The organism is Micromonospora sp. WMMB482 (genome assembly GCF_019038635.1).
Classification (GTDB): domain Bacteria; phylum Actinomycetota; class Actinomycetes; order Mycobacteriales; family Micromonosporaceae; genus Micromonospora; species Micromonospora marina.
On sequence record NZ_JAHOPD010000020.1, the window covers coordinates 3,492,249 to 3,514,913 of the forward strand.

22 protein-coding genes, 1 tRNA gene and 1 other RNA gene are annotated in these 22,665 nt (G+C 72.3%); 16 read left to right on the plus strand and 8 right to left on the minus strand.

Annotated features, from left to right (window positions below; all coding sequences use genetic code 11):
- Window positions 1-166 precede the first annotated feature (166 nt).
- Window positions 167-745, minus strand: coding sequence for an Rv3235 family protein (locus KSK32_RS17595; RefSeq protein WP_216932194.1), 579 nt, complete (start codon window positions 743-745; stop codon window positions 167-169).
- 95 nt (window positions 746-840) lie between these two features.
- The gene (locus KSK32_RS17600; protein ID WP_013474124.1) at window positions 841-1,068 is read right to left on the minus strand and encodes a helix-turn-helix domain-containing protein; all 228 of its coding nucleotides are present in this window, start codon (window positions 1,066-1,068) and stop codon (window positions 841-843) included.
- Window positions 1,069-1,265: 197 nt separating this feature from the next.
- On the opposite strand from KSK32_RS17600, the gene KSK32_RS17605 reads away from it, so the two are divergent.
- Window positions 1,266-1,775, plus strand: a complete 510-nt coding sequence (locus KSK32_RS17605) for a hypothetical protein (RefSeq protein WP_216932195.1) — start codon at window positions 1,266-1,268, stop codon at window positions 1,773-1,775.
- A gap of 7 nt (window positions 1,776-1,782) precedes the next feature.
- Here the strand turns inward: KSK32_RS17605 and KSK32_RS17610 are convergent, their stop codons facing one another.
- A complete protein-coding gene (locus tag KSK32_RS17610) occupies window positions 1,783-2,874 on the minus strand; it encodes a hypothetical protein (protein WP_216932196.1) in 1,092 nt (363 codons plus the stop codon).
- Window positions 2,875-3,377: 503 nt separating this feature from the next.
- Here KSK32_RS17610 and pruA point away from each other — a divergent pair.
- The 9 genes from pruA to KSK32_RS17655 all read left to right on the plus strand — a co-directional run bounded on the left by pruA (window position 3,378) and on the right by KSK32_RS17655 (window position 11,412).
- Window positions 3,378-5,006 carry an L-glutamate gamma-semialdehyde dehydrogenase gene (gene pruA / locus KSK32_RS17615; RefSeq protein WP_216932197.1) on the plus strand — a complete coding sequence of 543 codons (1,629 nt, stop codon included), beginning with the start codon at window positions 3,378-3,380 and terminating at the stop codon, window positions 5,004-5,006.
- Window positions 5,007-5,140: 134 nt separating this feature from the next.
- The gene (locus KSK32_RS17620; protein WP_216932198.1) at window positions 5,141-5,656 is read left to right on the plus strand and encodes a PadR family transcriptional regulator; all 516 of its coding nucleotides are present in this window, start codon (window positions 5,141-5,143) and stop codon (window positions 5,654-5,656) included.
- 211 nt (window positions 5,657-5,867) lie between these two features.
- Window positions 5,868-6,989: a peptide chain release factor 2 gene (gene prfB / locus KSK32_RS17625; protein WP_216932199.1), complete on the plus strand. Its 1,122-nt coding sequence runs from the start codon at window positions 5,868-5,870 to the stop codon at window positions 6,987-6,989.
- Between the two features lie 118 nt (window positions 6,990-7,107).
- Complete coding sequence (gene ftsE / locus KSK32_RS17630) at window positions 7,108-7,788, plus strand: cell division ATP-binding protein FtsE (RefSeq protein WP_013284225.1); 681 nt, start codon at window positions 7,108-7,110, stop codon at window positions 7,786-7,788.
- Window positions 7,789-7,853: 65 nt separating this feature from the next.
- Window positions 7,854-8,729 (plus strand): permease-like cell division protein FtsX, encoded by an 876-nt coding sequence (ftsX, locus tag KSK32_RS17635; protein WP_216932200.1) that lies wholly within the window; start codon window positions 7,854-7,856, stop codon window positions 8,727-8,729.
- A gap of 132 nt (window positions 8,730-8,861) precedes the next feature.
- Window positions 8,862-9,341 (plus strand): SsrA-binding protein SmpB, encoded by a 480-nt coding sequence (gene smpB, locus KSK32_RS17640; protein ID WP_013284227.1) that lies wholly within the window; start codon window positions 8,862-8,864, stop codon window positions 9,339-9,341.
- A 103-nt stretch (window positions 9,342-9,444) separates the two neighbouring features.
- Window positions 9,445-9,820, plus strand: a transfer-messenger RNA (tmRNA) gene (ssrA, locus tag KSK32_RS17645).
- A 180-nt stretch (window positions 9,821-10,000) separates the two neighbouring features.
- Window positions 10,001-10,429 (plus strand): hypothetical protein, encoded by a 429-nt coding sequence (locus KSK32_RS17650; protein ID WP_216932201.1) that lies wholly within the window; start codon window positions 10,001-10,003, stop codon window positions 10,427-10,429.
- 38 nt (window positions 10,430-10,467) lie between these two features.
- Entirely contained in the window at window positions 10,468-11,412 is a 945-nt protein-coding gene (locus KSK32_RS17655) for a hypothetical protein (RefSeq protein WP_216932202.1), read from the plus strand.
- Window positions 11,413-11,415: 3 nt separating this feature from the next.
- Here KSK32_RS17655 and mdlC read toward each other — a convergent pair whose 3' ends face one another.
- Both mdlC and KSK32_RS17665 read right to left on the minus strand, forming a co-directional pair.
- Window positions 11,416-13,008, minus strand: coding sequence for a benzoylformate decarboxylase (gene mdlC / locus KSK32_RS17660; RefSeq protein WP_216932203.1), 1,593 nt, complete (start codon window positions 13,006-13,008; stop codon window positions 11,416-11,418).
- 109 nt (window positions 13,009-13,117) lie between these two features.
- The gene (locus KSK32_RS17665; protein ID WP_216932204.1) at window positions 13,118-13,918 is read right to left on the minus strand and encodes an S-methyl-5'-thioadenosine phosphorylase; all 801 of its coding nucleotides are present in this window, start codon (window positions 13,916-13,918) and stop codon (window positions 13,118-13,120) included.
- A gap of 149 nt (window positions 13,919-14,067) precedes the next feature.
- On the opposite strand from KSK32_RS17665, the gene KSK32_RS17670 reads away from it, so the two are divergent.
- From KSK32_RS17670 to KSK32_RS17680, 3 genes are all read left to right on the plus strand, one after another.
- The gene (locus tag KSK32_RS17670) at window positions 14,068-14,658 is read left to right on the plus strand and encodes a YqgE/AlgH family protein (RefSeq protein ID WP_216936174.1); all 591 of its coding nucleotides are present in this window, start codon (window positions 14,068-14,070) and stop codon (window positions 14,656-14,658) included.
- 90 nt (window positions 14,659-14,748) lie between these two features.
- Window positions 14,749-14,821 (plus strand) — tRNA-Ala (locus KSK32_RS17675).
- A gap of 272 nt (window positions 14,822-15,093) precedes the next feature.
- The gene (locus KSK32_RS17680; protein WP_289256304.1) at window positions 15,094-16,239 is read left to right on the plus strand and encodes a GNAT family N-acetyltransferase; all 1,146 of its coding nucleotides are present in this window, start codon (window positions 15,094-15,096) and stop codon (window positions 16,237-16,239) included.
- 4 nt (window positions 16,240-16,243) lie between these two features.
- On the opposite strand, the gene KSK32_RS17685 is transcribed toward KSK32_RS17680, so the two are convergent.
- Window positions 16,244-16,732 (minus strand): DUF1772 domain-containing protein, encoded by a 489-nt coding sequence (locus KSK32_RS17685; RefSeq protein ID WP_216932206.1) that lies wholly within the window; start codon window positions 16,730-16,732, stop codon window positions 16,244-16,246.
- Between the two features lie 71 nt (window positions 16,733-16,803).
- Here KSK32_RS17685 and KSK32_RS17690 point away from each other — a divergent pair, with 71 nt between their 5' ends.
- Window positions 16,804-17,748: an AraC family transcriptional regulator gene (locus KSK32_RS17690; protein ID WP_216932207.1), complete on the plus strand. Its 945-nt coding sequence runs from the start codon at window positions 16,804-16,806 to the stop codon at window positions 17,746-17,748.
- Window positions 17,745-18,086, plus strand: coding sequence for a VOC family protein (locus KSK32_RS17695; protein ID WP_216932208.1), 342 nt, complete (start codon window positions 17,745-17,747; stop codon window positions 18,084-18,086). The genes KSK32_RS17690 and KSK32_RS17695 overlap by 4 nt, the downstream gene beginning before the upstream one ends.
- Before the next feature lie 44 nt (window positions 18,087-18,130).
- Here the strand turns inward: KSK32_RS17695 and KSK32_RS17700 are convergent, their stop codons facing one another.
- Window positions 18,131-20,575: a DUF4153 domain-containing protein gene (locus KSK32_RS17700; RefSeq protein ID WP_216932209.1), complete on the minus strand. Its 2,445-nt coding sequence runs from the start codon at window positions 20,573-20,575 to the stop codon at window positions 18,131-18,133.
- Window positions 20,576-20,730: 155 nt separating this feature from the next.
- On the opposite strand from KSK32_RS17700, the gene KSK32_RS17705 reads away from it, so the two are divergent.
- Complete coding sequence (locus tag KSK32_RS17705; protein WP_216932210.1) at window positions 20,731-21,627, plus strand: lytic polysaccharide monooxygenase; 897 nt, start codon at window positions 20,731-20,733, stop codon at window positions 21,625-21,627.
- Window position 21,628: 1 nt separating this feature from the next.
- Here the strand turns inward: KSK32_RS17705 and mgrA are convergent, their stop codons facing one another.
- Window positions 21,629-22,618, minus strand: a complete 990-nt coding sequence (mgrA, locus tag KSK32_RS17710; protein ID WP_216932211.1) for an L-glyceraldehyde 3-phosphate reductase — start codon at window positions 22,616-22,618, stop codon at window positions 21,629-21,631.
- Window positions 22,619-22,665 lie beyond the last annotated feature (47 nt).

Below are 22,665 nucleotides of genomic sequence, written 5' to 3' on the forward strand. Positions count from 1 at the left end.
AGCCGGGAGCCGGGAGCCGGGAGCCGGGAGCCGGGAGCCGGGAGCCGGGAGCCGGGAGCCGGGAGCCGGGAGCCGGGAGCCGGGAGCCGGTTGACTACGCCCGCTCACCGATCGACGTGGGTGGCCCGCGGCGCGTCGAGCCAGGTCGGGGCGGCGATGGCTGGGCTCAAAGGACGTCCAGCACCAGGCACAGCCAGGTGCCTCGGCGGCGTTCCAGGCGTACCGCCACCGCCCAGCTCGCGCCCGCTGCGCCGGCGAACACGGCGGTGGCCTCGACCGCGCCCGGGCGCGGCTCGCACACCCGCAGGCGCCGCAGCAGGAGCGCCGGCCGGGCGGTACGGCGGCGGACCGGCGTCACCCGGCGGGCCGCACGGGTCAGCTCGGCGGCCACCGGGCCGGCCGACTCGGGCAGGCAGAGCGGCCGGAGCTGACCGGGTGGTCGGAAGCCGTTGACGATCTCCAGGAAGGTGCGCACGAACCGGTGCGCCGCCCGTGCTCCCTCGGGTGTGGCGGAGGCGAGGGCTGACGCCTGTGCGCCGGACCAGCGTGGCCAGGCGGGTGCCGGGTCCGGGGCCCGGCCGGCCGGGCGCGCGGCGGTACGGCGGCGCGGGTCGGCCAGGTCGAGCGTGAGCTGCCCGACGGGACTCCAGGCCGGCTCCTCGTCGGTGCACGGCGGGTCGAGCGGCGGGGCGGGCCGGAGACGGACCGGCGGGCGGGGTGCGCGGGGACGGCGGGTGTCGACCATCTCGAATCCTTGCGTTTGCCTTCGTTTGCCTCCGATAGGCTCTCATCTTCCCGGATGCCTGCGACCGCCGTCAATGGCTCACGGTCCCCGGGCGGTCACTCCTCGTCGCGCTCGCCGAGCGGGTTGCCGCGTACCCACTCGGCGGTCTCGGCGTACTTGCGCTCGATGTATTCCTCCAGCCGGGCGCGCTCGACTCGCCACTGGCCCCGGCCACCGATCTTGATGGCGGGCAGCTCGCCGCTGCGGACCATGTGGTAGACCTGCGAGTCCGAGACGTTCAGCTCGGCGGCGACGTCGGACAGCAGCAGGAACCTCGACTCCACGGTGTGACTCCCGGCGTTGGTTTCGTTTGCCTCAGTTTGCCATCACCTGCTGACATCGCCGGGAGCTCGTTCGGGAGACACACCGGCGGAAGACTTCACCCGCGCGGGTGCCGGGTGTATGACGGTCTCGGCGTACGGCATGATCGGCGCCCGGAGTCGGCGTCCGCCGACGAGCGGCCTGAGTGTGGGAGTGACCCGTGACCGACGAGCTTGTCCGGGTGTACCTGCCGGCTACCGTCCCCATGCTCGCCCGGCTGCGCGAGGAGGGGCTGAGCGCCGAGGCGGCGCACGCCGTGACCCCGGAGCTACGCGAGTGGTACGCCGAGGGCGACGAGGAGGAACTGGAGTACGTTGCCTTCACCCGGGCCGCGCAGGACGCGCTGCTCCTGCTCCGGCACGACCCCGCCGCGCCCCGGCGACGGGTGGTGGTCTCGGCCGACCTGCCGGCCCGTGCGTTCGGCCGGGTCGGCGGCGAGCTGGGATCGAGCGTGGTCCGGCCGGCCGGGCCGGTGCCGGTGAAGTCGGTCGCCGCGCTGCACGTGGACGGCGCGGACGCGGTCGAGGACGTGGCAGCCGCCGTCGACGTGGTGGTGGAGGCCCAGGCGGGCGACCCGGACGCCCAGTTCACAGTCGACGGCGCCGAGGACCACGAACTGGAGTGGTACGACGTGACCGAGCTGGACCTGCTGCTACGCGAAGCAGGCTGACGGCGGCTCAGGTCGCCGGCTCGTCCTCGTCGTCGTCCACCGGGCGCGGGCCCAGCGTGCGCCCGAAGACGATGAGCGTGGTCAGCGCGCCCACGAAGAGCACCCAGATCCCGTTGTCCACCCGCGAGGTGCCCAGCGCGGTCTGCGCCACCTCGTCGGCCTCGCTGAGCGCGGCGGCCAGGTCGAGCAGACCGCGCCCGCCGATCCGGATGATCACCTCGGTGAGCAGCAGGAGCAGGCCCGCGCCCGCCCCGGCGACCAGGTAGGCCGGCCAGCGCAGCGGCGACGCCGCGCCGTCGCGGCGCTCCGCCCGGCGCCGGGACCAGGTCAGATAGAGGTACGCGGCCAGGCCGGCGAGCAGTCCGGCGAGCAGCGATTCGGTACGCGAGACCCACTTGGCAGCGTCGAGCACCGACTGCTGGGTCTCCCCGGCGCCGAACAGCTCGGACAGCGGATCGCGGGCGCGGCTGAACAGCACCACGAAGATCTGCGCGGTGAGCGTCGCGAGCGTGATCGCCCCGACCACCCGGGCCTGACGCGCGCCGGCCATCGCCCCGCCGATGATCGCGGCTGCCGCCGCGGTGCCGGCGATCGTGTTCGTGGTGGCGTTGTCCGCGTACGTCAGGTTGACCGCCACCGCGGTGACGAGCCCGACCAGGAGGCCGGTGCCGACGGCGGCCAGGAAGCGCAGCGTGGTGCGGCCCAGCCGGTTGGTCGCGAGCAGGGCCACAGTGGCGCCGGTGACCAGCGCCGCGGTGATGACGCCGGGCAGCGCGTACGCGGAGAGGCTGATCGCGGTGACGCCGGCCGCCGTCGAGTGGATCGCCTCGCGGGTGGACCAGAGCATGGCGGCCAGCCACCCGATCGAGAGCAGGGCGAGCACGAGCGCGCCCGGCGCGAACTCCGGTCGCCCGCCGGTGGCCACGACCTCGTCGGCGCCTGCCTCGTGCCCGGCTGCTGCGTCGGTGCCCGCCTCGCCGGACGGCCCGTGGTCGGAGCCGGCCGGCGCCTCGGCAGCCGTCGCCTCGCCCGTGGTCGGCTCGACGGCCTCGGGCTGGTCCGTCTCCGCGGCCGTGGAGCTGCCGGGCTGGTTGCTCATCGTCTTCCCTTCGACGGTCGCCGGATCTCCCCGCGCCGGGCAGGTCACCGGTCATCCAGCGTACGCGGCGCGCTGCCGCTCCTCGGGCGGGCGCGCCTTGATCGACTGCGGTTCGCCGATGTGGTGGCATCCCGAGAGCTCGGACACCGCCACCTCCCCGGGATGGAGTGGATCAATGGCCGATATCCGCGAGCCGGGCATGCCCGCCCGACGGGGCGGGGTCGTGTGCCTGCGCGTCGGTCCACCGGGTGCGCTCTGACGAATCGACGAAAAAAGGAGTCGTGGTCCGATGTTTCGTCGGGATCGGGTCGGTTGGGGTCGACGGTCCGGAGTCGGCCTGGCCGCCCGCTGTGCCGGGGAGGCGCGTCCGGAGCGGGCTTGTCGTGACAGAATCGGGCCAGGTCCCGCCGCCGCTGCACCCCGCGGCGTCCGGCGTCCGGCCGCCCGGCCGGCGCCCGCGGGTCCGGTTTCGCCGTCGCCGCCGAGATCGCCAGGAGCCTGTGATGGACGCCGTGTTCTCCGTACCCGAGCCGCTCAACGAGCCGGTACACACCTACGAGCCCGGCAGCGCCGACCGGGAACGGCTCCAGCGGCGGCTGGCCGAACTGGCCGCCGAGCGGATCGAGCTGCCGATGACGATCGCCGGTGAGCGCCGGATGGCCGGCGGCGCGTCGATCGACGTGGTGCAGCCGCACAAGCACGCGCACGTCCTCGGCGTGACCGGGCACGCCACCCACGACGACGCCCGCGCCGCGGTCCGGGCCGCCACTGATGCCGCGCCGATGTGGCGGGCGCTGCCGTTCGAGGAGCGGGCCGCGATCTTCCTGCGCGCCGCCGACCTGCTCGCCGGCCCCTGGCGGGACACGCTCAACGCGGCCACCATGCTCGGCCAGTCCAAGACCGCCGTCCAGGCCGAGATCGACTCGGCGTGCGAGCTGATCGACTTCCTCCGGTTCAACGTGCACTTCGCCCGGCGGCTCCTGGCCGAGCAGCCGCTGTCCTCGCCCGGGATCTGGAACCGCCTCGACCACCGGCCGCTGGAGGGGTTCGTCTACGCGATCACCCCGTTCAACTTCACCGCGATCGCCGGCAACCTGCCGTCCGCGCCGGCCCTGCTCGGCAACACGGTGGTCTGGAAGCCGTCCCCGACGCAGCAGTTCGCGGCGCACTTCACCATGCGCCTGTTCGAGGCCGCCGGCCTGCCGCCCGGTGTGATCAACATGGTCACCGGGCGCGGCGAGGAGGTCTCCGAGGTGGTGCTTGCCGACCCGGACCTGGCCGGCATCCACTTCACCGGCTCGACCAAGGTGTTCCAGCACCTGTGGAAGACCGTCGGCGACAACATCGCCCGCTACCGGGGTTACCCCCGCCTGGTCGGCGAGACCGGCGGCAAGGACTTCGTGGTCGCCCACTCCAGCGCCGACGTGGACGCGCTGCACACCGCGCTGATCCGGGGCGCCTACGAGTACCAGGGCCAGAAGTGCTCGGCCGCCTCCCGGGCGTACGTCCCGCGGTCGATCTGGGAGGGTGGGCTGCGCGACCGGCTCGCCGCCACCGCCGACTCGCTGACCTACGGCGACGTGACCGACTTCAGCAACTTCGGCGGCGCGGTGATCGACGACAAGGCGTTCGGCCGGCACACCGCCGCGCTGGAGCTGATCAAGGGCGACGACTCCTGCCGGATCCTGGCCGGAGGCACCGCCGACGACTCGGTCGGCTACTTCGTCCGGCCGACGCTGTTCGAGTGCTCCGACGCCGCGCACGAGACGTTCACCACCGAGTACTTCGGGCCGATCCTCGGCGTGCACGTCTTCGACGACGCCCGCTTCGACGAGGTGGTCGCCCAGGCCGAGTCGATCGCGCCGTACGCGCTGACCGGGTCGATCTTCGCGACCGACCGCCGGGTGGTCGACCAGGTGGCGGAGAAGATGCGGTACGCCGCCGGCAACTTCTACATCAACGACAAGCCGACCGGCGCGGTGGTCGGGCAGCAGCCGTTCGGCGGCGCCCGGGCCAGCGGCACCAACGACAAGGCGGGTTCCTGGCACAACCTGGTCCGCTGGATGTCGCCGCGGACGATCAAGGAGACGTTCGTCCCGCCGACCGATCACACCTACCCGCACATGGGCTGAGACGCTCCACGAGGGCCCGTCCCGGCCGGGGCGGGCCCTCTTCCTCACCCGACAGTGCACATCGGACCCGTCATCGGGTGCCGAAATAAGCAAATCCTGGACGCCAGAGCCGACAAAGTGGCAGCTTAGAGGGCATGGCGGAATCCGGAGTCAACCCGACGGCAGCAGCTCTGCTCGGCCTGCTGCACGACGGCCCGATGACTGGCGGCCAGTTGATGGCCGCCGCCGAGCGCCGGCTGGCGCCGTACTGGTCGATGACCCGCAGTCAGGTCTACCGGGAGCTGCCGGTCCTGGCCGAGAAGGGTCTGGTGCGGCTCGGCAAGCCCGGGCCGCGGATGAGTCAGCCGTACGCGCTGACGGCGGCCGGGAAACGGACATTCTCCCGCTGGCTGGCGGAGAATCCCGGCAAGGACACCATCCGTAACCCGATAGCGCTACGGATCGCGTTCGGCAACCTGCACTCGTCGAGCCAGCTGAAGAACCTGTACGCCTCGGCGAACGAGTATCACACCGAGGCGCTGGCGGCGGTGCGGGAGCAGGTCAAGAACGCCAAGAAGGAGGGCGACAGCTACGACGCCAGCGCGCTGGAGTTCGCCGTCGCCTACCACAAGGCGGCGCTGTCCTGGCTGAAGACCGCGCCCGTCGGCTGACCACCTGCAACAGGTCGACGGACCCACGCAGCAGTCTTTCGCGCGTGACTGCGGGGCTCGCAAGCTCACTCCTCGCACGCGCAGCGCCGACTTTTCGCGCGTGACTGCGGGGCTCGCAAGCTCACTCCTCGCACGCGCAGCGCCGACTTTTCGCGCGTGACTGCGGGGCTCGCAAGCTCACTCCTCGCACGCGCCGGTAGTCTTGTCTGTCGTGACCGCTGCCGATTACGCCGAACAGCTCAAGGATCTCGACGCCACGCTGCGCAACATCGAGGCTGTGCTCGACCTCGACAAGCTGCGCGAGCAGAAGGCCCGGCTGGAGCAGGAGGCCTCCGCGCCCGACCTCTGGGACGACCAGGCCAAGGCGCAGCAGGTGACGTCGCAGCTGTCGTACGTCAACGGCGAGATCACCAAGCTCGGTGACCTGCGCTCCCGGCTCGACGACGCCGGCGTGCTGCTGGAACTGGCCCAGGCCGAGGACGACCCGGGCGTGCTGACCGAGGTCGAGACGGAGATCGCCGGGCTGACCAAGGCCATCCAGGAGATGGAGGTCCGCACGCTGCTCTCCGGCGAGTACGACTCGCGGGAGGCGCTCGTCGCGATCCGGGCCGGCGCCGGTGGCGTGGACGCCGCCGACTTCGCCGAGATGCTGCTGCGGATGTACCTGCGCTGGGCCGAGCGGCACGGCTACCCGACCGAGGTCTACGAGACCTCGTACGCCGAGGAGGCGGGCCTGAAGTCGGCCACCTTCACGGTGAAGGTGCCGTACGCCTACGGCACGCTCAGCGTGGAGTCCGGCACGCACCGGCTGGTGCGGATCAGCCCGTTCGACAACCAGGGCCGCCGGCAGACCAGCTTCGCCGGCGTCGAGGTGCTGCCGGTCACCGAGCAGACCGACCACATCGACATTCCGGAGAACGAGGTCCGGGTGGACGTCTACCGGTCGTCCGGGCCGGGTGGGCAGAGCGTCAACACCACCGACTCGGCGGTGCGGCTGACCCACATCCCCACCGGCATCGTGGTGACCTGCCAGAACGAGAAGTCCCAGCTCCAGAACAAGGCCTCCGCGATGCGGGTGCTCCAGGCCCGGTTGCTGGAGCGCAAGCGGCAGGAGGAGGAGGAGAAGCTGGCCGGCCTGAAGACCGGCAGCACCAGCTCCTGGGGCGACCAGATGCGCTCGTACGTCCTGCACCCGTATCAGATGGTGAAGGATCTGCGTACCGAACAGGAGACGGGCAATCCGTCCTCGGTCTTCGACGGCGAACTGGACAGCTTCATCGAGGCGGGAATCCGCTGGCGGAAGCAGCAGCAGCTCTCCGCTGACGGTGCGTGATCACGGTCGGACGCAGCGCGTCATCGATCTCGGTCTGACCGGGTGAATCGACGACGCGCGCCGCTTCGGCGGGGCGGGGGGCTTGGCTCTGCGGTTACACCGCGTAGACTACCGACCCGTGATTCAGCTTGAGCAAGTGACGAAGACGTACCCGAAGGCGTCCCGGCCTTCGCTCGACAACGTGTCCGTCTCGATCGAGAAGGGCGAGTTCGTCTTCTTCATCGGTCCATCCGGCTCCGGCAAGTCCACCATCATCAAGTTGCTGCTGCACGAGGTCACGCCCAACAAGGGCCGGGTCGTCGTCAACGGCAAGGACGTCACCTCGATGCGTTCCTGGAAGCGACCCCACTTCCGGCGTTCCATCGGCTGCGTCTTCCAGGACTTCCGCCTGCTGCCGAACCGCACCGCGTACGAGAACGTCGCGTTCGCGCTGGAGGTGATCGGCAAGACGAAGGCGGTCGCCCGCCGGGTCGTGCCGGAGGTGCTGGAGCTGGTCGGCCTCGGCGGCAAGGAGCACCGCTACCCGCACGAGCTCTCCGGTGGTGAGCAGCAGCGTGTCGCGGTGGCCCGGGCGTTCGTCAACCGGCCGCTGATCCTGCTGGCCGACGAGCCGACCGGAAACCTGGACCCGGACACCTCGATCGAGATCATGCGCCTGCTGGACCGGATCAACCGCACCGGTACGACCGTCGTGATGGTCACGCACGACTCCAACATCGTGAACCAGATGCGACGCCGGGTCATCGAGATCGAGAGCGGCCGCATCGTGCGCGACCAGGCCCGCGGCGTCTACGGCTGAGCCGGACGACGTTCCGTAGACCCTGACGACGAAACCTCACGCCGGAGAGCCGGAGGAATATCCCGATGCGGATGAAGTACGTCCTGTCCGAAGTACTGGTCGGGCTGTGGCGCAACGTCACCATGACCATCGCCATGATCATCACAATGGCGGTGTCGCTGTTCATGCTGGGCGGCAGCGGCCTTCTGTACCAGAAGGTCGGCGACATGAAGGACCTCTACTACGAGAACGTCGAGGTCTCGATCTTCCTGAAGACCGATGCCACCAAGGAACAGGTCGACGCGCTGGGCCAGCAGCTCGACCAGGACCCGCTGGTCAGGGACTCGACGTACGTCAACAAGGAGCAGGCGTACGAGCGCTTCCAGCAGATGTACGCCGACGCCCCGGACCTGGTCAGCGCCGTCAAGCCGGACCAGCTTCCCGAGTCGTACCGGGTCAAGCTGAACGACCCGGAGCAGTACAAGGCGATCTACGACAAGTACAAGGCCACCGAGGGCATCGACACGATCGTCGACCAGAGCAAGCTGCTCGACAAGGTCTTCGGCGTGCTCAGCGGGTTCCAGAACGGCGCCCTCGCGATCGCCACCGTGATGGCGATCGCCGCCCTGCTGCTCGTCGCGAACACCATTCAGGTCGCCGCGTACAGCAAGCGGCGTGAGGTCGCGGTCATGAAGCTCGTCGGCGCGTCGAACTGGTTCATCCAGGCGCCGTTCGTGCTGGAGGCGGTGGTGGCCGGTCTGTTCGGCTCCATCCTTGGCCTGCTCGCGTTGGTCGCGGTGAAGCTGCTGTCGGCGGGCAGTTCGATGGCGGCCCTGGAGGGCCTGATCACCCCGATCTCCTGGTCCGAGATCTTCCTGACCTTCCCGCTGATGGCCGCCGTCGGTGGCGTCGTCAGCGCGGTCACCGCCTGGGTCACGCTCCGCTTCTACCTGCGGGTCTAGTCGCCTCCTCCGGCTCACCGAGGGCCCTTCCGCCCGGAATAAACGGCGCGGGAGGGCCCTTGTGGTTCCGGTAGCATGATCTCCGCTCGCCGGCCGGTGGCCGGTGAGCCGATCAGGAGGGGGGTGGCGCCGATGCCACGGGAAAAGGGTCGCAAGGTGGTCGCCTCCAACAAGAAGGCACGCCACGACTACGCCATCCTCGACACGTACGAGGCGGGCATGGCGCTCACGGGCACCGAGGTCAAGTCGCTGCGGGCCGGGCGGGCGTCGCTCGTGGACGCGTTCGCCCAGGAGCGTGACGGCGAGATCTACCTGCACGCCATGCACATCCCGGAGTACGCCCAGGGAACCTGGACCAACCACGAGCCCCGGCGTACCCGCAAGCTGCTGCTCAATCGGCTGGAGATCGACCGGCTGCTGGGCAAGCTCAAGGAGAGCGGCCTGACGCTGGTGCCGCTGCAGGTCTACTTCTCCGACGGCTGGGCGAAGGTGGAAATCGGCCTGGCCCGGGGTAAGAAGTCGTACGACAAGCGCCAGGACCTGGCCAAGCGGGACGCCGACCGGGAGATCGCCCGGGCGGTGGGTCGGCGCGGCAAGGGCATGGCTGAGTGATATGTCCGGTTCATTCGCTGGCCCGCCTCGGGCGGGCCTCGGGATGAATCCGGTTGTGCCAGGCGTTAGGCTTGGTGTGCTGCCGACAGGGGCAGCGCTACGAGGGGGTGACTGGTTTCGACTTCGTACGCAGCGACAGGGGAAGCGAGCCGAGGAAGCCGACGTCGTCTCGAGAATCGGTCGTCGGAAACCAATAAGCGCCAAGAACAATCGCGCTGACTTCGCTCTCGCCGCCTGAGGCGAGTAGCAAGTCTGTCGGCCTGGGAGTGCCTTCGACCCAGTTTGCCGGCATCAGCTAGAAGGCTGGCCAACCGGACCCGGTCGCGGGGTCCGTGCGGCGAGATCAATCAGCGACTGGGCCCGTCACACCAACTTGCTCGCGTGAGCGGTGGGGCCGAGTAGAGGCATAGCGAGCTGCGCTCGGAGAAGCCCTGACAAACCGGCGAAGGACCCGGGTTCGATTCCCGGCACCTCCACGACACGGCCTGTGCGCCCCGGTCCACCCGGACCGGGGCGCACAGTCGTCTCCGGGGTCCGTGTCACCTCCCGGGGCCGCTGATGCGGACGGGACAGATGAGGCGGCGCCGACCGCTGGACAGGCCCGCGAACCGGGTCCACCATCGCCATACGGGTTCGCACCCAGCAGCGGGAGGTGTCCCATGGTCACCAGTCCTCTCCAGCAGCCGAGCGCCGTGCTCCCGAGCGCCCTCGGTGACCTGCGCGCCCTCGGGCGGGCACTGGCCACCGCCGGGCCGCGCTGGCGGGAACGACTTCTCACCGACCTGGACCCCGTCCGGCGGAGCTTCACCGAGCACGTCCGCGTCACCGAGGGAGCGGGTGGGCACTACGCGGACCTGGTGCGCGTCGCGCCCCGGCTGGACCGGGGCGTGCGCCTGCTCGTCGGCGAGCACGTCGCGATCAGCGCGGCGCTCGCAGCGCTCCAGCACGCCGTACGCCTACCAGGGGTGTCCGCCGTGGAGCTGCGGGCACGCACCCGCGACCTGCTGCGGGCGCTCGACCGGCACCGGCGGCACGGTGCCGACCTGGTCTGGGAGGCGTACCAGGCCGACCTCGGCGGCGAGGACTGAGTCCGGAACCGTCCGGGACCGGCACGCGTCCAAGCGGTATGCGTCGCGTGCTCGCCCTGCTCGGGATCCCGCTGCTGGCCCTCTCCGCGTGCGCCGCACCCGGTGGGGTTCCGGTGCGTACCCCGCCCACCGGCCCGGACCAGCGGCCCGCGTTCACCCAACGGGCCGAGGAGGTCGCCGCGGGCTGGCGGCCCGGGCCGGGCTGGCGGGACGGGTACGTGCCGCTCCAAGACGCCACAGTGCTCACCGGCGACCCGGGCTTCACCGCGGAGACGAAGACGGCGTTCGGGGCCGGCTGGTACCGGGACCAGATCCCGATCCCAGCCGCCGTGCCGCCCGACGGCACGATCCGGTTCCCCGACGGCACGCTGCGGGTGCCGCTGGTCAGCGCCGCCGACGCGTACGCCCGACTCGACCAGGGCGATCCGCCGCCGTGCGACGGGCGCCCGGCCGCACCGGACCCGGCACCGACCGGATCGCCCGGCCCGGACGACCCGGTGTCGACCTCGGCGCCGACCCCGTGCGTCCCGCTCACCGTGACCGAGGTACGGCTGGGCAGCGCACCGGTGTGGACCAGCCGGGGCCGCGCCGAGGTGCCCGCCTGGCTGTTCACCGTGGACGAGCTGGCCGTACCCGTGGCGCGGGTCGCTGTGGCGCCGCGCGTCACCGGCCGGACCCCCGACGGCGCGGTGCCCGGCAAGCCGCTCCCGGCGGGCCTGGTGTCCGCGCAGCAGCTACGGGCGGTCGAGGGCAACCGCATCGACTACCTGCTCGGCGTCGGCGCCTGCGACGGCCCGCCCACGCCGCTGGTGCTGGAACGGCCGGACGTGGTGGTGATCGGCGGATCGGTGGTCTCGCCGACCGGCCCCTGCACCATGCAACTCGTGCTGAAGCCGGTCAGCGTCACACTCGCCGCGCCGGTGGGCGGGCGCGTGGTGCTCGATGCCGGCAGCGGTACCGCGCTGACCGTACGGCCCGGCTGAGGTTCACAGGATCCGTGGCACGTCGGTGCTGATCTGCACCGGCAGCACGGTGGGCCGGTCCGCGGCGAGCGCGGCGGCGAGCGCCGCACCGAGCTCGTCCAGCGTGGTCACCGCACCGGCGCAGCCGTAGCCGTGCGCCACCGCCGTCACGTCCAACCCGGGCAGGTCCAGCGCGGGCACGCCCGGGGTGTGCTTCAGCTCGGCGAACGCCTTGAGGATCGCGTACTGCTGATTCACCGGGACCACGACGGCGAGCGGCAGTCGCAGCCGCGCCGCCGTCCACAGCGCCTGGACCGAGTAGTGGAAAGAGCCGTCGCCGACCACCGCGACCACCGGGCGGCCACGGCCGGTGTCGCGTTCGGCGAGGGCCATGCCGACCGCCGCCGGCAGCCCGAAGCCGAGACCGCCGCTGGCCATCGTCAGGTACGAGCGCGGCCGCTCGATCGGCAGCCGGCGGCGCAGCGCGGCCAGATTGGACGGCGACTCCTGCACCAGCACCCCGTCCGCAGGCCACGCGGCTGCCAGCGCGGCGAACAACGCGTCGGCGCTCGGTGGGTCGGCCGGCTCGGGCGGGGCCGGCAGTGGGCGCGATGGCGGCGCCGGCCGGTCGGTCGGCGGCAGCAGCTTCCGCAGCGCGGCCATGGTCAGCCCGGCGTCGCCGAGCAGGCTCTCCCCGACCGGGGCGCGGGCCGCCTCGTCCGGGTCGTCGGTGACGTGCAGCAGCCGCGCGTCGCCGGGTAGGTAGTCACCCGGCACGTGCGGGTAGTAGCGGAACACCGGCGCGCCCACCACCAGCACCACGTCGTGGCCGCGCAGCGCCTCCGACAGCGGTCCGATCGCGTACGGCAGCACGCCCCGGAAGTGCGGGTGGCGCTCCGGGAACACGGCCCGCTCCGGCGCCGGGGCGGCCCAGACCGGCGCGGCCAGGTGCTCGGCCAGCGCGACCGCGTCCCGCCAGGCGTCCGACCGGTCCACCGCCGCGCCGAGCACCAGCGCCGGGGCACGGGCGGCGGCCAGCGCCCCGGCGAAACTCCGCAGCCGGTCCGGGTCCGGAGCGATCCGGGTGGCGACGGTACGCACCTGCGGCGGCGGGTCGGCCGGACGGTCCCAGTCGTCCATCGGCAGGGAGAGGAAGACCGGCCCGGCCGGTGGCTGCACCGCCGAGGCGTACGCCCGCATGAAGGCCGCCGGGATGTCCTGCGCGCGGGCCGGTTCGTGGGCCCACTTGACGTACGGCTGGGCCAGCTCGACCGCCCGGGGGCTGGCCAGGCGCGGCTCGATCAGCAGCATCTCGCGGGTCTGCTGGCCGGCGCTGACGATCAGCGGGGTCCGGTTGTGCCAGGCGGTGACCAGGTTGCCCATGCCGTTGCCGGTGCCCGGCGCGGTGTGCAGGTTGACGTGCGCGGGCCGGCCGGTGCCCTGGGCGTAGCCGTCGGCCATCGCGACCGCCGACGCCTCCTGGAGCGCGTGCACGTAGTGGAAGTCCGCCGGGAATTCGGCCAGGAACGGCTCCTCGGTCGAGCCGGGGTTGCCGAAGACGGTGGTCAGGCCGAGCGCGCGCAGCAGGTCGTAGGTCGCCTCGCGCACCGTCGCCATCGCCGGCTGCCTCCGTTCCGTACGCGGATGCCGGAGACGGCCCGGTGCCCTGTCCCCCGACCAGCCGAATCTATCGGGCCGAAGGCGACTTTTCGGGCGCTTCCCGCGCTCAGGGCAGCGGGAACGGCAGCTTGATTCCGTCCAGCGCGCTCCCGCACGGGCACTCCCGCTCGGCCGGCAGCGCCGCGACGGCATCCAGCAGCAGCCCGCGTAGCCGGTCGGTGTTCTCCGCGAAGACCCGGAACACCTCCTCGTGGGTGACCGACTCGCCCCCCTCGACGCCCGCGTCCAGGTCCGTCACCAGCGCGATGGACGTGTAGCAGAGCGCCAGCTCGCGGGCCAGCACCGCCTCCGGGTGACCGGTCATGTTGACGATCGTGCCGCCCATCGAGGTGAACCAGCGTGACTCCGCCCGGGTCGAGAAGCGCGGACCCTCGACCACGACGACGGTCCCGCCGTCCACCGCCGGCACGCCACGCCCGGCCGCCGTGTCGAGCAGGGTGCGCCGCCCGGCCGGGCAGTACGGATCGGCGAACGACACGTGCACCGCGCCCCGGTCGTAGTAGGTCTGCGTACGCCCGCTGGTGCGGTCGATCAACTGATCCGGCACCACGAACGTGCCCGGACCCAGCTCCGGCCGCAGGCCGCCCACCGCACAGGGCGCCAGCACCTGGCGTACGCCCAGCGACCGCAGCGCCCACAGGTTCGCCCGGTACGGGATCAGGTGCGGCGGGTACCGGTGATCGCGACCGTGCCGGGGCAGGAACGCCACCCGGCGACCGCCCACCTCGGTGACTGTGATCGGGCCCGACGGCTCGCCGTACGGGGTGTCCACCACGTGCTCCACCCCGTCGAGCAGGGCGTAGAGCCCCGACCCGCCGATCACCGCCAGTTCGGCCTGCACCGCCATCCGGCCCTCCCTCGATCCCGTCGCGATCACCCGCCGTCAGACCTTAACCAGCGGGCCGGGCGCAGGCTATGGTGCGTGACATGGCGTTGACAGGGTGGACGGTCGACAGCCTCGCGCCCGTACGGGCGCACGGCTGACGGGTGTCGGACATGCAGGGTGAGGGGCAGGCGATCGGTGGCCGAGCCATGGAGTCGATGACCGGACGACTGCTGGTCGCGACACCGGGGCTCAAGGATCCGAACTTCGACCGTACGGTCGTGCTGCTCGTCGCCCACGAACCCGGCGGCGCCCTCGGGGTGGTGCTGAACCGGGCCACCGAGGTCTCGGTGGCCGACGTGCTCGGCGACTGGAGCGACCTGGCCGGCGACCCGGCGGTGCTGTTCGAGGGCGGCCCGGTGCAGCCCGACTCGGCCATCTGTCTGGCCCGGATGCGGCACCCCGTCCGGCCGGTCAAAGGCTTCCACCGCGTCTCCGGCGCGGTCGGCACCATCGACCTCTCCGTCGACCCGGAGAAGCTGCGTGAGTCCGTCGGCGGGATCCGGGTGTTCGCCGGCTACTCCGGCTGGGGCGCCGGGCAGGTGGAGCGCGAGATCGAGGAGGGCTCCTGGTTCGTGTTCGACGCGCTGCCCGGTGACGCCTTCGTCGACCGACCGGATGATCTCTGGCCGATGGTGCTGCGCCGGCAGGGCGGCATGATGGCCGCGGTGGCCCACTTCCCGCCGGACGTGGCGCTGAACTGACGCGGGGAGCGGGGGACCCCCGCGAGATGACCATGCCGGACGGCGTGTGTATAGTTCTCTCCGTGCCCGGGCGACCGGGGACGACCGCAAGGGGCCGTGGCGCAGCTGGTAGCGCACCACACTGGCAGTGTGGGGGTCAGGGGTTCGAGTCCCCTCGGCTCCACCTTGTTTTGGTGCAGGTCGAGCGGCATTTCTCATTGAGGAATGCCGCTTTTTCTTGATCTTTTGGGTCGCAGATTTCGTCACGAATGTGGGGCTTTCGCCGCCTGCTCTTTCCCAGGAAGATGGCGTTTCGACCCGCTCCGGCGCGGAGAGCATGTGCTGCCGGGACGGATCAGTTCAGTGCTCAGGGCCCGGCCCTGCCCAACGCTCTATGGCGCACCTGTCCCGATGGCCGACTGACCGGTGCGAACCGAGACACGAGGAGGGCCGGTGGTGGAGAGCCCGTTCGGCCGGCGAGAGCTGAAGCTGGTCCTCGTGGTTGTCCTGGGCACCCTTCTGATCGGCGCGGGGATGCTGCTCACCGTTCGGCTGAACGAGGCGATCGACGAGCGGGTTCGCGTCGGCGCCGAGACGACAGGGCGGGTCACCCACGTCGAACGGTTCAAGATCACCTCATCGTTCTCCGCCACGAGGTTGACCGTGGACTACACGTTCGACGGCGTGCGGTATCGGGAGCGGTTCTCCAGCGAACTCGACGAGAGTGAGTTCCGCGTCGGGGAGTTGCTCGACGTACGCGTCGACAGAACGGATCCGACCCTGGCTGCCACGCCCGACGGGTACGCGACGGAGGATCTGCTCCTGCAGGTGCCGACCGTCCTGGCGGGCCTCGGCCTCGTCATGATCGTGATCTCGCTCGCGCTGATCAGAACGGGCCCGCGGCGCGATCAGGTGGGCCGGCGGAACCCGATTGCCCCCGGCCCTGGGCCGGGCGGCAGGTCCATGCGGAGTCGTCGGCTCATGGATGGTCAAAGGGTGCCAGGTAAGGGCAAAAGACCCTCCCGGGGGGTCTTTGTTGTCATCCGCCATCTTCGACCCGGGCATAGTCAAGGCGTGGACACGCAGGCTTGCACCCATGCCCCGACCGTGAGGGAGAGCACCGTGAACGACGCCATCCGCATCCGCCGGGCCGGTCCGGACGACGCGGCCGCAGTGGACGCCCTGGTCCGGGAGATAGCGGCCCACGAGGGGGAGAGCGAGCACGTCGGCGCCACCCCCGACCGGTGGCGTGAGGTGCTCGGCCGAGCTGACGTCACGGTCCTGCTGGCCGAGCGGGACGGCGAGGCGCTCGGCTACGTCTCCGCGCAGCGGCGGCTGCACATGTGGAGCGGCACGGACATCCTCGCGCTCGACGATCTGTTCGTCCGCGCGGAGGCGCGGGACGGCGGGGTGGGGCGGCGACTGATGGTCGCGCTGGCCGAGCGGGCCGCCGCCGAGCGGCTGGTCATCCGCTGGGAGGTGAAGCCGGAGAACGAGGCCGCGCAGCGGTTCTACCGGCGGCTCGGCGGGATCATCTTCCCGAAGATGGTCGTCCGCTGGCTGCCGGAGAACTACCTGCCGCTGCTCGAAGACGGGTCATAGCGGCTCAACCGGTCGCGCGGCCCGCGAGCACCAACGCCCAGCACAGCGCGGCGAACCCGGCCGTGTTCGCCAGCGTCCGGACCACGTTCCAGGTGACCCAGGCGGACTCGAAGCGCTCCCGCGCCGCGGCGAGATCGGCGGAACCAGCCGCCGCGAGCGCGTCGTTCAACGGCACGTTCACCGCCACGGTGACGACGAACATCACCAGGTACAGGGCGAGCCCGGCGACGATCCACGGCAGCGCCGGCCGGGCCGCCCCGCGCCACGCCAGGACCGCCGCGAGCGCGGCCAGCACCGGCGTACCCAGGAAGGCCAGCAGGAACCAGCCGTTGACGATGGTGACGTTGATGCGCTGCATGGCGTCCACGAACGTGCGGTCGTCCGCGCCGCGCAGCGCCGGCATCACGGCGTACGCGAACGCGGCGAACAGGCCCGCCATCAGCCCGGCCCCGACTGTGGCGCCGACCAGCGTCAGAAGGTGTACGAGTCGCATGTCCTCATCGAACCGCCGCGCGGTGGGACGGCCCATGGCCAGGACGCGCGATCCTGTGTTCAATCGTCTCCGTGGACGCCGTCTCCGGTCTGCTCGACGGTCCCCGGGCCCGGGGCGCCTTCCTGCTGCGCTCGATCCTCACCCCGCCCTGGTCGATGCTGATCCGGGACGAGGCGCCGCTCACGCTGGTCGCCGTGGTGCACGGGGACGGCTGGATCGTGCCCGAGGAGGGCGAGGCCGCGCGGCTGACCTCCGGTGACGTGGCGATCGTGCGCGGCCCGGCCCCGTACACGGTCGCGGACGATCCCGCCACGGCGCCGCAGGTGGTCGTGCACCCGGGGCAGCGCTGCACCACGCCGGACGGGCGCGAGCTGTTCGCGATGACACGCTGGGGCGTACGCACCTGGGGCAACGGGCCGGACGGCCGGACCGTGCTGCTCACCGGCACGTACCCGGTGCAGGGCACTGTTGGGCGGCGGCTGCTGGACGCGCTGCCGCAGCTCGCCGTGGTCCGGCGCGAGTCCTGGGACACGCCGCTGGTGCCGCTGCTGGCCGCCGAGATCGTCAAGGACGACCCCGGCCAGGAGGCGGTGCTCGACCGTCTGCTCGACCTGCTGCTCATCGCCGCGCTGCGCGAGTGGTTCGCTCGGCCGGGTGCCGCCGCACCCGCCTGGTACCGGGCGTACGCCGATCCGGTGGTCGGCCGCGCGCTGCGGATGCTGCACCACGACCCGGCCCGGCCGTGGACGGTGGCGTCGCTCGCCGCGGAGGTGGGTATGTCCCGGGCGGCGCTGGCCCGGCGCTTCACCGGGCTGGTGGGGGAGCCGCCCCTGTCGTACCTGACGGGCTGGCGGCTGGCGCTCGCGGCCGACCTGCTCCGCGAGCCCGGCGCAACCGTCGGCGCGGTGGCCCGCCGGGTCGGCTACGGCAGCTCGTTCGCCCTGAGTACGGCGTTCAAGCGCCGGTACGGCGTGAGCCCGCGCCGGCACGTCGACCCGGATAGATTGGCGGGATGACTGTCGACCTGTTCGCCGGCGTCCCGGTGCGCGATCTCGCGGTGGCGACGGACTGGTACGAGCGGCTGTTCGGCGCCCCGCCGCAGTTCCGGCCCGACGACAGCGAGGCGGTGTGGGAGCTGGCCCAGCACCGCTACCTCTATGTCGACGTGCGGCCCGAGCACGCCGGTCACGCCATGCAGACGGTCTTCGTCGGCGACCTCGACTCCCGCGTCGCGGCGATCGCCGCCCGTGGTCTGACGCCGGCCGCGCAGGAGACCTACGACAACGGCGTCCGGAAGGTGATCTTCCACGACCCGGACGGCAACGAGATCGGCTTCGGCGGCGGCCCGGCCTGACCGGGCCGGCCGGGCCGCGTGGATTCGCGGCCCGGCCTGCGACGTCAGCGGGGACGCCGGGTCTTCGGCAGGTCGAACTGGTCGGCGCGGCGGCAGTCCTTCGGGCCGCCGACCGCCTGCGGGCCGACCTCCTCCAGGGCCTTGCGGGCGCGCTGGCGGCCCAGGTTCCAGGCGTACCAGGGGTCGGGTTCGGCGAGGTCGTCGGCGATCCAGCTCAGCGTGCACCGGCGTACCGAGTCGGGGAGCTTGACGAGCGCCGGGGTGGCGTCGGCGGACAGCGCCCGCAGATACCACGCGTCGATCTTGCCGGTCTGCTCGTACCGGAGCGTGTTGCGGCGGGCGACGTAGGCCTCCGGGTTGAGCACGGCCAGGCCGAGCAGCATCGCGACCGCCAGCGCGAGCGTGGTGCCGGGAATCCACCGCCCCTGCCACTTGACGCCGGCCGCGATGATCATCAGGAAGACCGTGCCGAGCAGCATCTCGAACGCCATCACGAAGATCCGCTCGCCGGTGAAGCTGTAGACCTTCTGGTACGTCCACATCCGCGACAGCGCCGACGCCACGATCACCACGCTCAGCGCGCTGATCAACCCGAGCAGGACGCGCAGCAGGATGCGCTCGGCCGTCCGCTCCCGGCGTGCCCAGCGGCTCACCCCGCCGAGCACCGCCACCGTCAGCAGCGTGACGAACAGCAGCTGCCAGAAGCCGCTGCGGGCGTACTCGGCGTAGCTGAGCCCGGCGACCCGCTGCACGTGCCGCTGCCCGCCGAAGAGCGTGGTGAACTGCACCACCACGAACCCGGCGAACAGCAGCGTGAGCGCGCCGATGGCCGGGGCCCACTCCAGCAGGCCGAGACGGCGCTCACCCGCCCGATCCACCGTGGACAGGTCGGGCGGCGCGGCGAGCGTGTAGAGCGCGGCGACAGCGATCAGACCGCCCACCACTGCGAGGAACAGCCAGCCGAACACCGTACCGACGTTGATCTCGGGGACGAGCGAACCGAGGGCCTCGGAGAACGCCGCGTCGGCCGACGCGAGCAGGCTCCCGAAGACCACGAGCACCACGACAGTGGCGACGACCGAGACGGTGACCTTGCGGACCGTCGCCTCCTGCGGCGAGGCGGTGATGTGCCGCCGCACCCAGGGCAGGCCCCGCAACGCCGCGAACGGCGTGGCCACCAGGCCGAACAGGATCGAGCGCACCAGCCGCCCGCCGACGATCGCGAGGGTGGCGCAGCCGAGCGCGCCGAGCACACAGAACGTCACCAGCCACCAGGCGTTGCGGAACGCCGGCACCGCGATCAGGGCCAGCGCGGCCACCGCCCACCCGGCCCGGATGAGCTTGTCGGCGCGCGGCAGGTCCGCCGTCCTGGACCGGACCGCCAGCACCACCGCGAGCGTGAGCGTGAGCCACCCCAGGAACCAGCCGACGCCGACGCGGCCGAGCGGCACGAAGACCGCGCTGCCGACCGCGGCGGCCAGCACCGCGAGCGGCGCGGCCCGCCCGGTCGCCGCCTTCGGGCCGGGCCACCGCGCGCCCAGGAACGACGTCCGCGGCACCGGAGGCCGCGGCGCCCACGTCTGCGCCTGCGGGTGCCCGCCCCAACCCATTCCCGGGTACGGCGGCGCGGCCATCGGCCCACCGCCGTGCGGAGGCGGCGTACCCGGAGCGCCTTGCGCGCCCGGCGCGGCCCACGACCCGGAGGCAGGTGGCGGGCCCGCGGGAGCGGCAGGCGTCTGCGAGGCCCCCGCCGGGTCTGAGGTCGCGGAGGTGGCCGTCTGCGGAGCGCCGTCACCGGGGCGCATGCCGGTCCCGGACCCACCGGAGTCGGCCGTGGCCGCACCCGCCGGGGTGGCAGCCGGGACGGACGGCTCCGCGCCGACCAGCTCCGAGGTGGACACTGCGGCGTCGCCGGTGGCCGGGGACGTTCCGCCCGCCTGCTCCGGGCGAGCCGTGGGAACGGCGTCCGGCAGGGCTGCGACAGGCTCTCCGCCCGCCGGGCGGCCGGCTGGTGCGGGGGCGACGGGCCTCCCGCCCTCGGTCGCTGCCGTCGCGCCGCCCTCGACCGGTGTGGAGCCGGCCCCGGTGGTCGAGCCGCTCGCGCCAGAGGGAGGGACCGAGCCCTCGACCGCTGTGGACACGGCAGCGGGGGCCCGGCCGCCAGTGCCGGCGGACGGAACCGAGCCCTCCGCCGGGGAGCGCTCGGCGGCGGGCGCGGCGGCCTGGGTGGGCACCGCCGCCGCCGGCTGGCCGGGCGCCGGGACCAGCGGGAGGAACAACGCGTACCCCTGAGTGCCGGGCGGAACGCTGACCGGAATCGCCCAGCCGGGTTGCCCCTCGGCGCCGGGCCAGGGCACCGGCCTGGGCGCGCCCTCCATGGTGGGCAGGACCAGCAGGTGCGGCTGCGCGGGGGCGGGGACGTCACCCGGTGCGGGCCCGGCCGCGGGGGCGGCGCGGGACGGCTCGGGGGACGGGACCGGCTCGGACAAGGGACGCTCCTCGATCACAGGGTTTCGTCACTCTAGGGCCCCTCCGGCGTCCGTCGCCGCCCCGGTTGTCCGTTCGGTCATGTCGCCCCGGCCGATCGGCGCGGATCGAACCTTTCGCGGCTCGCGGCCGTACCAGTGCGCGGGAGGTCGATCACATGGCCGCACGACGCGCGCTCGCCGCGCTCGCCGCCGTCGCCGCGACGGTGCCGCTGACCGCCGCGCCGGCCGCGGCACACGGTGCGCCGACCAGCCCGCTGAGCCGGTCCGCCGCGTGCGGGCCCGAGGGGGGCCGGGCGAAGACGCCCGCGTGCCGGGCCGCGATCGCCGCCGGAGCGGCGGTACGCGAGTGGGACAACATCCGGGTGGCCCGGATCGACGGGCGGGACCGGGAACGCATCCCGGACGGGGAGCTGTGCAGCGGCGGGCTGTCCGCGTACCGGGGGCTGGACCTGCCGCGCGCCGACTGGCCCGCCACCACGCTGACAGCCGGGGCGCGGCACACGTTCCGCTACCGCACGACCATCCCGCACCGGGGCACGTTCCGGTACTACGTCACCACCGGCTCGTACTCGCCTCGGCGGGTGCTGACCTGGGCGGATCTGGAGAAGAAGCCGTTCCTCGAGGTCACCGACCCGCCGATCCGCGCGGGCGCGTACGAGATGCGGGGGAAGCTGCCCGCCGGGCGTACCGGACGGCACATCGTCTACGTCATCTGGCAGAACTCGGACACCCAGGACACGTACTACTCCTGCTCGGACGTGATCTTCCGGGCGGCACGCGGCGCGTCGGACCCGCCGCCGGCAGCGCCGAAGGCGAGCGCGTCGCCTCCGCGTACCCTCGCCGGGACGGCGGCCGACGACGAGCCCGCGGTGCCGGTCGCGACGGTGACCGACGACGGACCCTTCTCCCGGCCGTTGGTTCTCGGTGCGGCGGCGCTCGTCACCGCGCTGCTCGCGGCGGCGGTGGTCGGACTGCGCCGGGCCGGCGGGCCGCCGCCCGGACGGCCGTGCGGTGTCCGCAACCACCGCGCCGGGCGGCGCCGCGTCTGGTGACTCAGCCGAGCAGTTCCTCGATCTCGGCCAGGTCCTCCCCGGCGAGGTCGAGGTTGTCCAGGGCGGCCACGTTGCCCTCCAGCTGCGCCACGCTGCTCGCGCCGATGATGAGGCTGGTCATGCGCGGGTCGCGCAGCGCCCACGCCAGGGCGAGCTGGGCGAGCGTCTGCCCGCGTCGCTGCGCCACCGCGGCGAGCCCCCGGACCGTCGCCATCGTCTCGTCGTCGAGGTCGCTCTCGTTCAGGAAGACGCTCGTGCGCACCCGGGAGTCGGCCGGGATGCCCTTCAGGTAACGGTCGGTGAGCAGGCCCTGGGCGAGCGGGCTGTACGCGATGCAGCCGGCGCCGACGCGCTCCAGCGTGTCCAGCAGGCCGTCGCTCTCCGTCCAGCGGTTCATCATCGAGTACGACGGCTGGTTGATCAGCAGCGGCGTGCCCAGATCGCGCAGGATCGCGGCGGCCCGCTCGGTCTGCTCCGAGTCGTAGTTGGAGACGCCCACGTAGAGCGCCTTGCCGGAGCGGACGATCGCGTCGAGCGCGCCCATCGTCTCCTCCAGCGGAGTCTCCGGGTCGAACCGGTGCGAGTAGAAGATGTCGACGTAGTCCAGCCCGAGGCGGCGCAGCGACTGGTCCAGCGACGAGATCAGGTACTTGCGCGAGCCCCACTCGCCGTACGGGCCGGGCCACATCAGATAGCCGGCCTTGCTGGAGATCACCAGCTCGTCCCGGTACGGCTCCAGGTCGGTGGCGAGCAGCCGGCCGACGTTCTCCTCCGCCGAACCGGGCGGCGGGCCGTAGTTGTTGGCGAGGTCGAAGTGGGTGATGCCGAGGTCGAAGGCACGGCGGACGATGTCGCGCTGCCGCTCGAAGGGCCGGTCCGGTCCGAAGTTGTGCCACAGGCCGAGGGAGACGACAGGCAGCTTCAGCCCGCTGCGGCCACTGCGCCGGTAGATCATCTCGTGGTAACGGTCGTCGCTGGCGAGGTATGTCACCAGGCCATTCTGTCCGGACCGGAGTGCGCACGCAGCGGCGCGGGTAC

What these genes read in the sequence shown, in the direction of transcription:
- smpB (WP_013284227.1), top strand. Translation starts at nt 8,862, where the DNA reads ATGCCACGGGAAAAGGGTCGCAAGGTGGTCGCCTCCAACAAGAAGGCA.
- KSK32_RS17685 (WP_216932206.1), bottom strand. Translation starts at nt 16,732, where the DNA reads ATGCGACTCGTACACCTTCTGACGCTGGTCGGCGCCACAGTCGGGGCC.
- KSK32_RS17665 (WP_216932204.1), bottom strand. Translation starts at nt 13,918, where the DNA reads ATGGCGGTGCAGGCCGAACTGGCGGTGATCGGCGGGTCGGGGCTCTAC.
- KSK32_RS17670 (WP_216936174.1), top strand. Translation starts at nt 14,068, where the DNA reads ATGCAGGGTGAGGGGCAGGCGATCGGTGGCCGAGCCATGGAGTCGATG.
- KSK32_RS17695 (WP_216932208.1), top strand. Translation starts at nt 17,745, where the DNA reads ATGACTGTCGACCTGTTCGCCGGCGTCCCGGTGCGCGATCTCGCGGTG.
- mdlC (WP_216932203.1), bottom strand. Translation starts at nt 13,008, where the DNA reads ATGGCGACGGTGCGCGAGGCGACCTACGACCTGCTGCGCGCGCTCGGC.
- pruA (WP_216932197.1), top strand. Translation starts at nt 3,378, where the DNA reads ATGGACGCCGTGTTCTCCGTACCCGAGCCGCTCAACGAGCCGGTACAC.
- KSK32_RS17595 (WP_216932194.1), bottom strand. Translation starts at nt 745, where the DNA reads ATGGTCGACACCCGCCGTCCCCGCGCACCCCGCCCGCCGGTCCGTCTC.
- ftsX (WP_216932200.1), top strand. Translation starts at nt 7,854, where the DNA reads ATGCGGATGAAGTACGTCCTGTCCGAAGTACTGGTCGGGCTGTGGCGC.
- KSK32_RS17610 (WP_216932196.1), bottom strand. Translation starts at nt 2,874, where the DNA reads ATGAGCAACCAGCCCGGCAGCTCCACGGCCGCGGAGACGGACCAGCCC.
- KSK32_RS17705 (WP_216932210.1), top strand. Translation starts at nt 20,731, where the DNA reads ATGGCCGCACGACGCGCGCTCGCCGCGCTCGCCGCCGTCGCCGCGACG.
- KSK32_RS17650 (WP_216932201.1), top strand. Translation starts at nt 10,001, where the DNA reads ATGGTCACCAGTCCTCTCCAGCAGCCGAGCGCCGTGCTCCCGAGCGCC.
- KSK32_RS17655 (WP_216932202.1), top strand. Translation starts at nt 10,468, where the DNA reads ATGCGTCGCGTGCTCGCCCTGCTCGGGATCCCGCTGCTGGCCCTCTCC.
- KSK32_RS17620 (WP_216932198.1), top strand. Translation starts at nt 5,141, where the DNA reads ATGGCGGAATCCGGAGTCAACCCGACGGCAGCAGCTCTGCTCGGCCTG.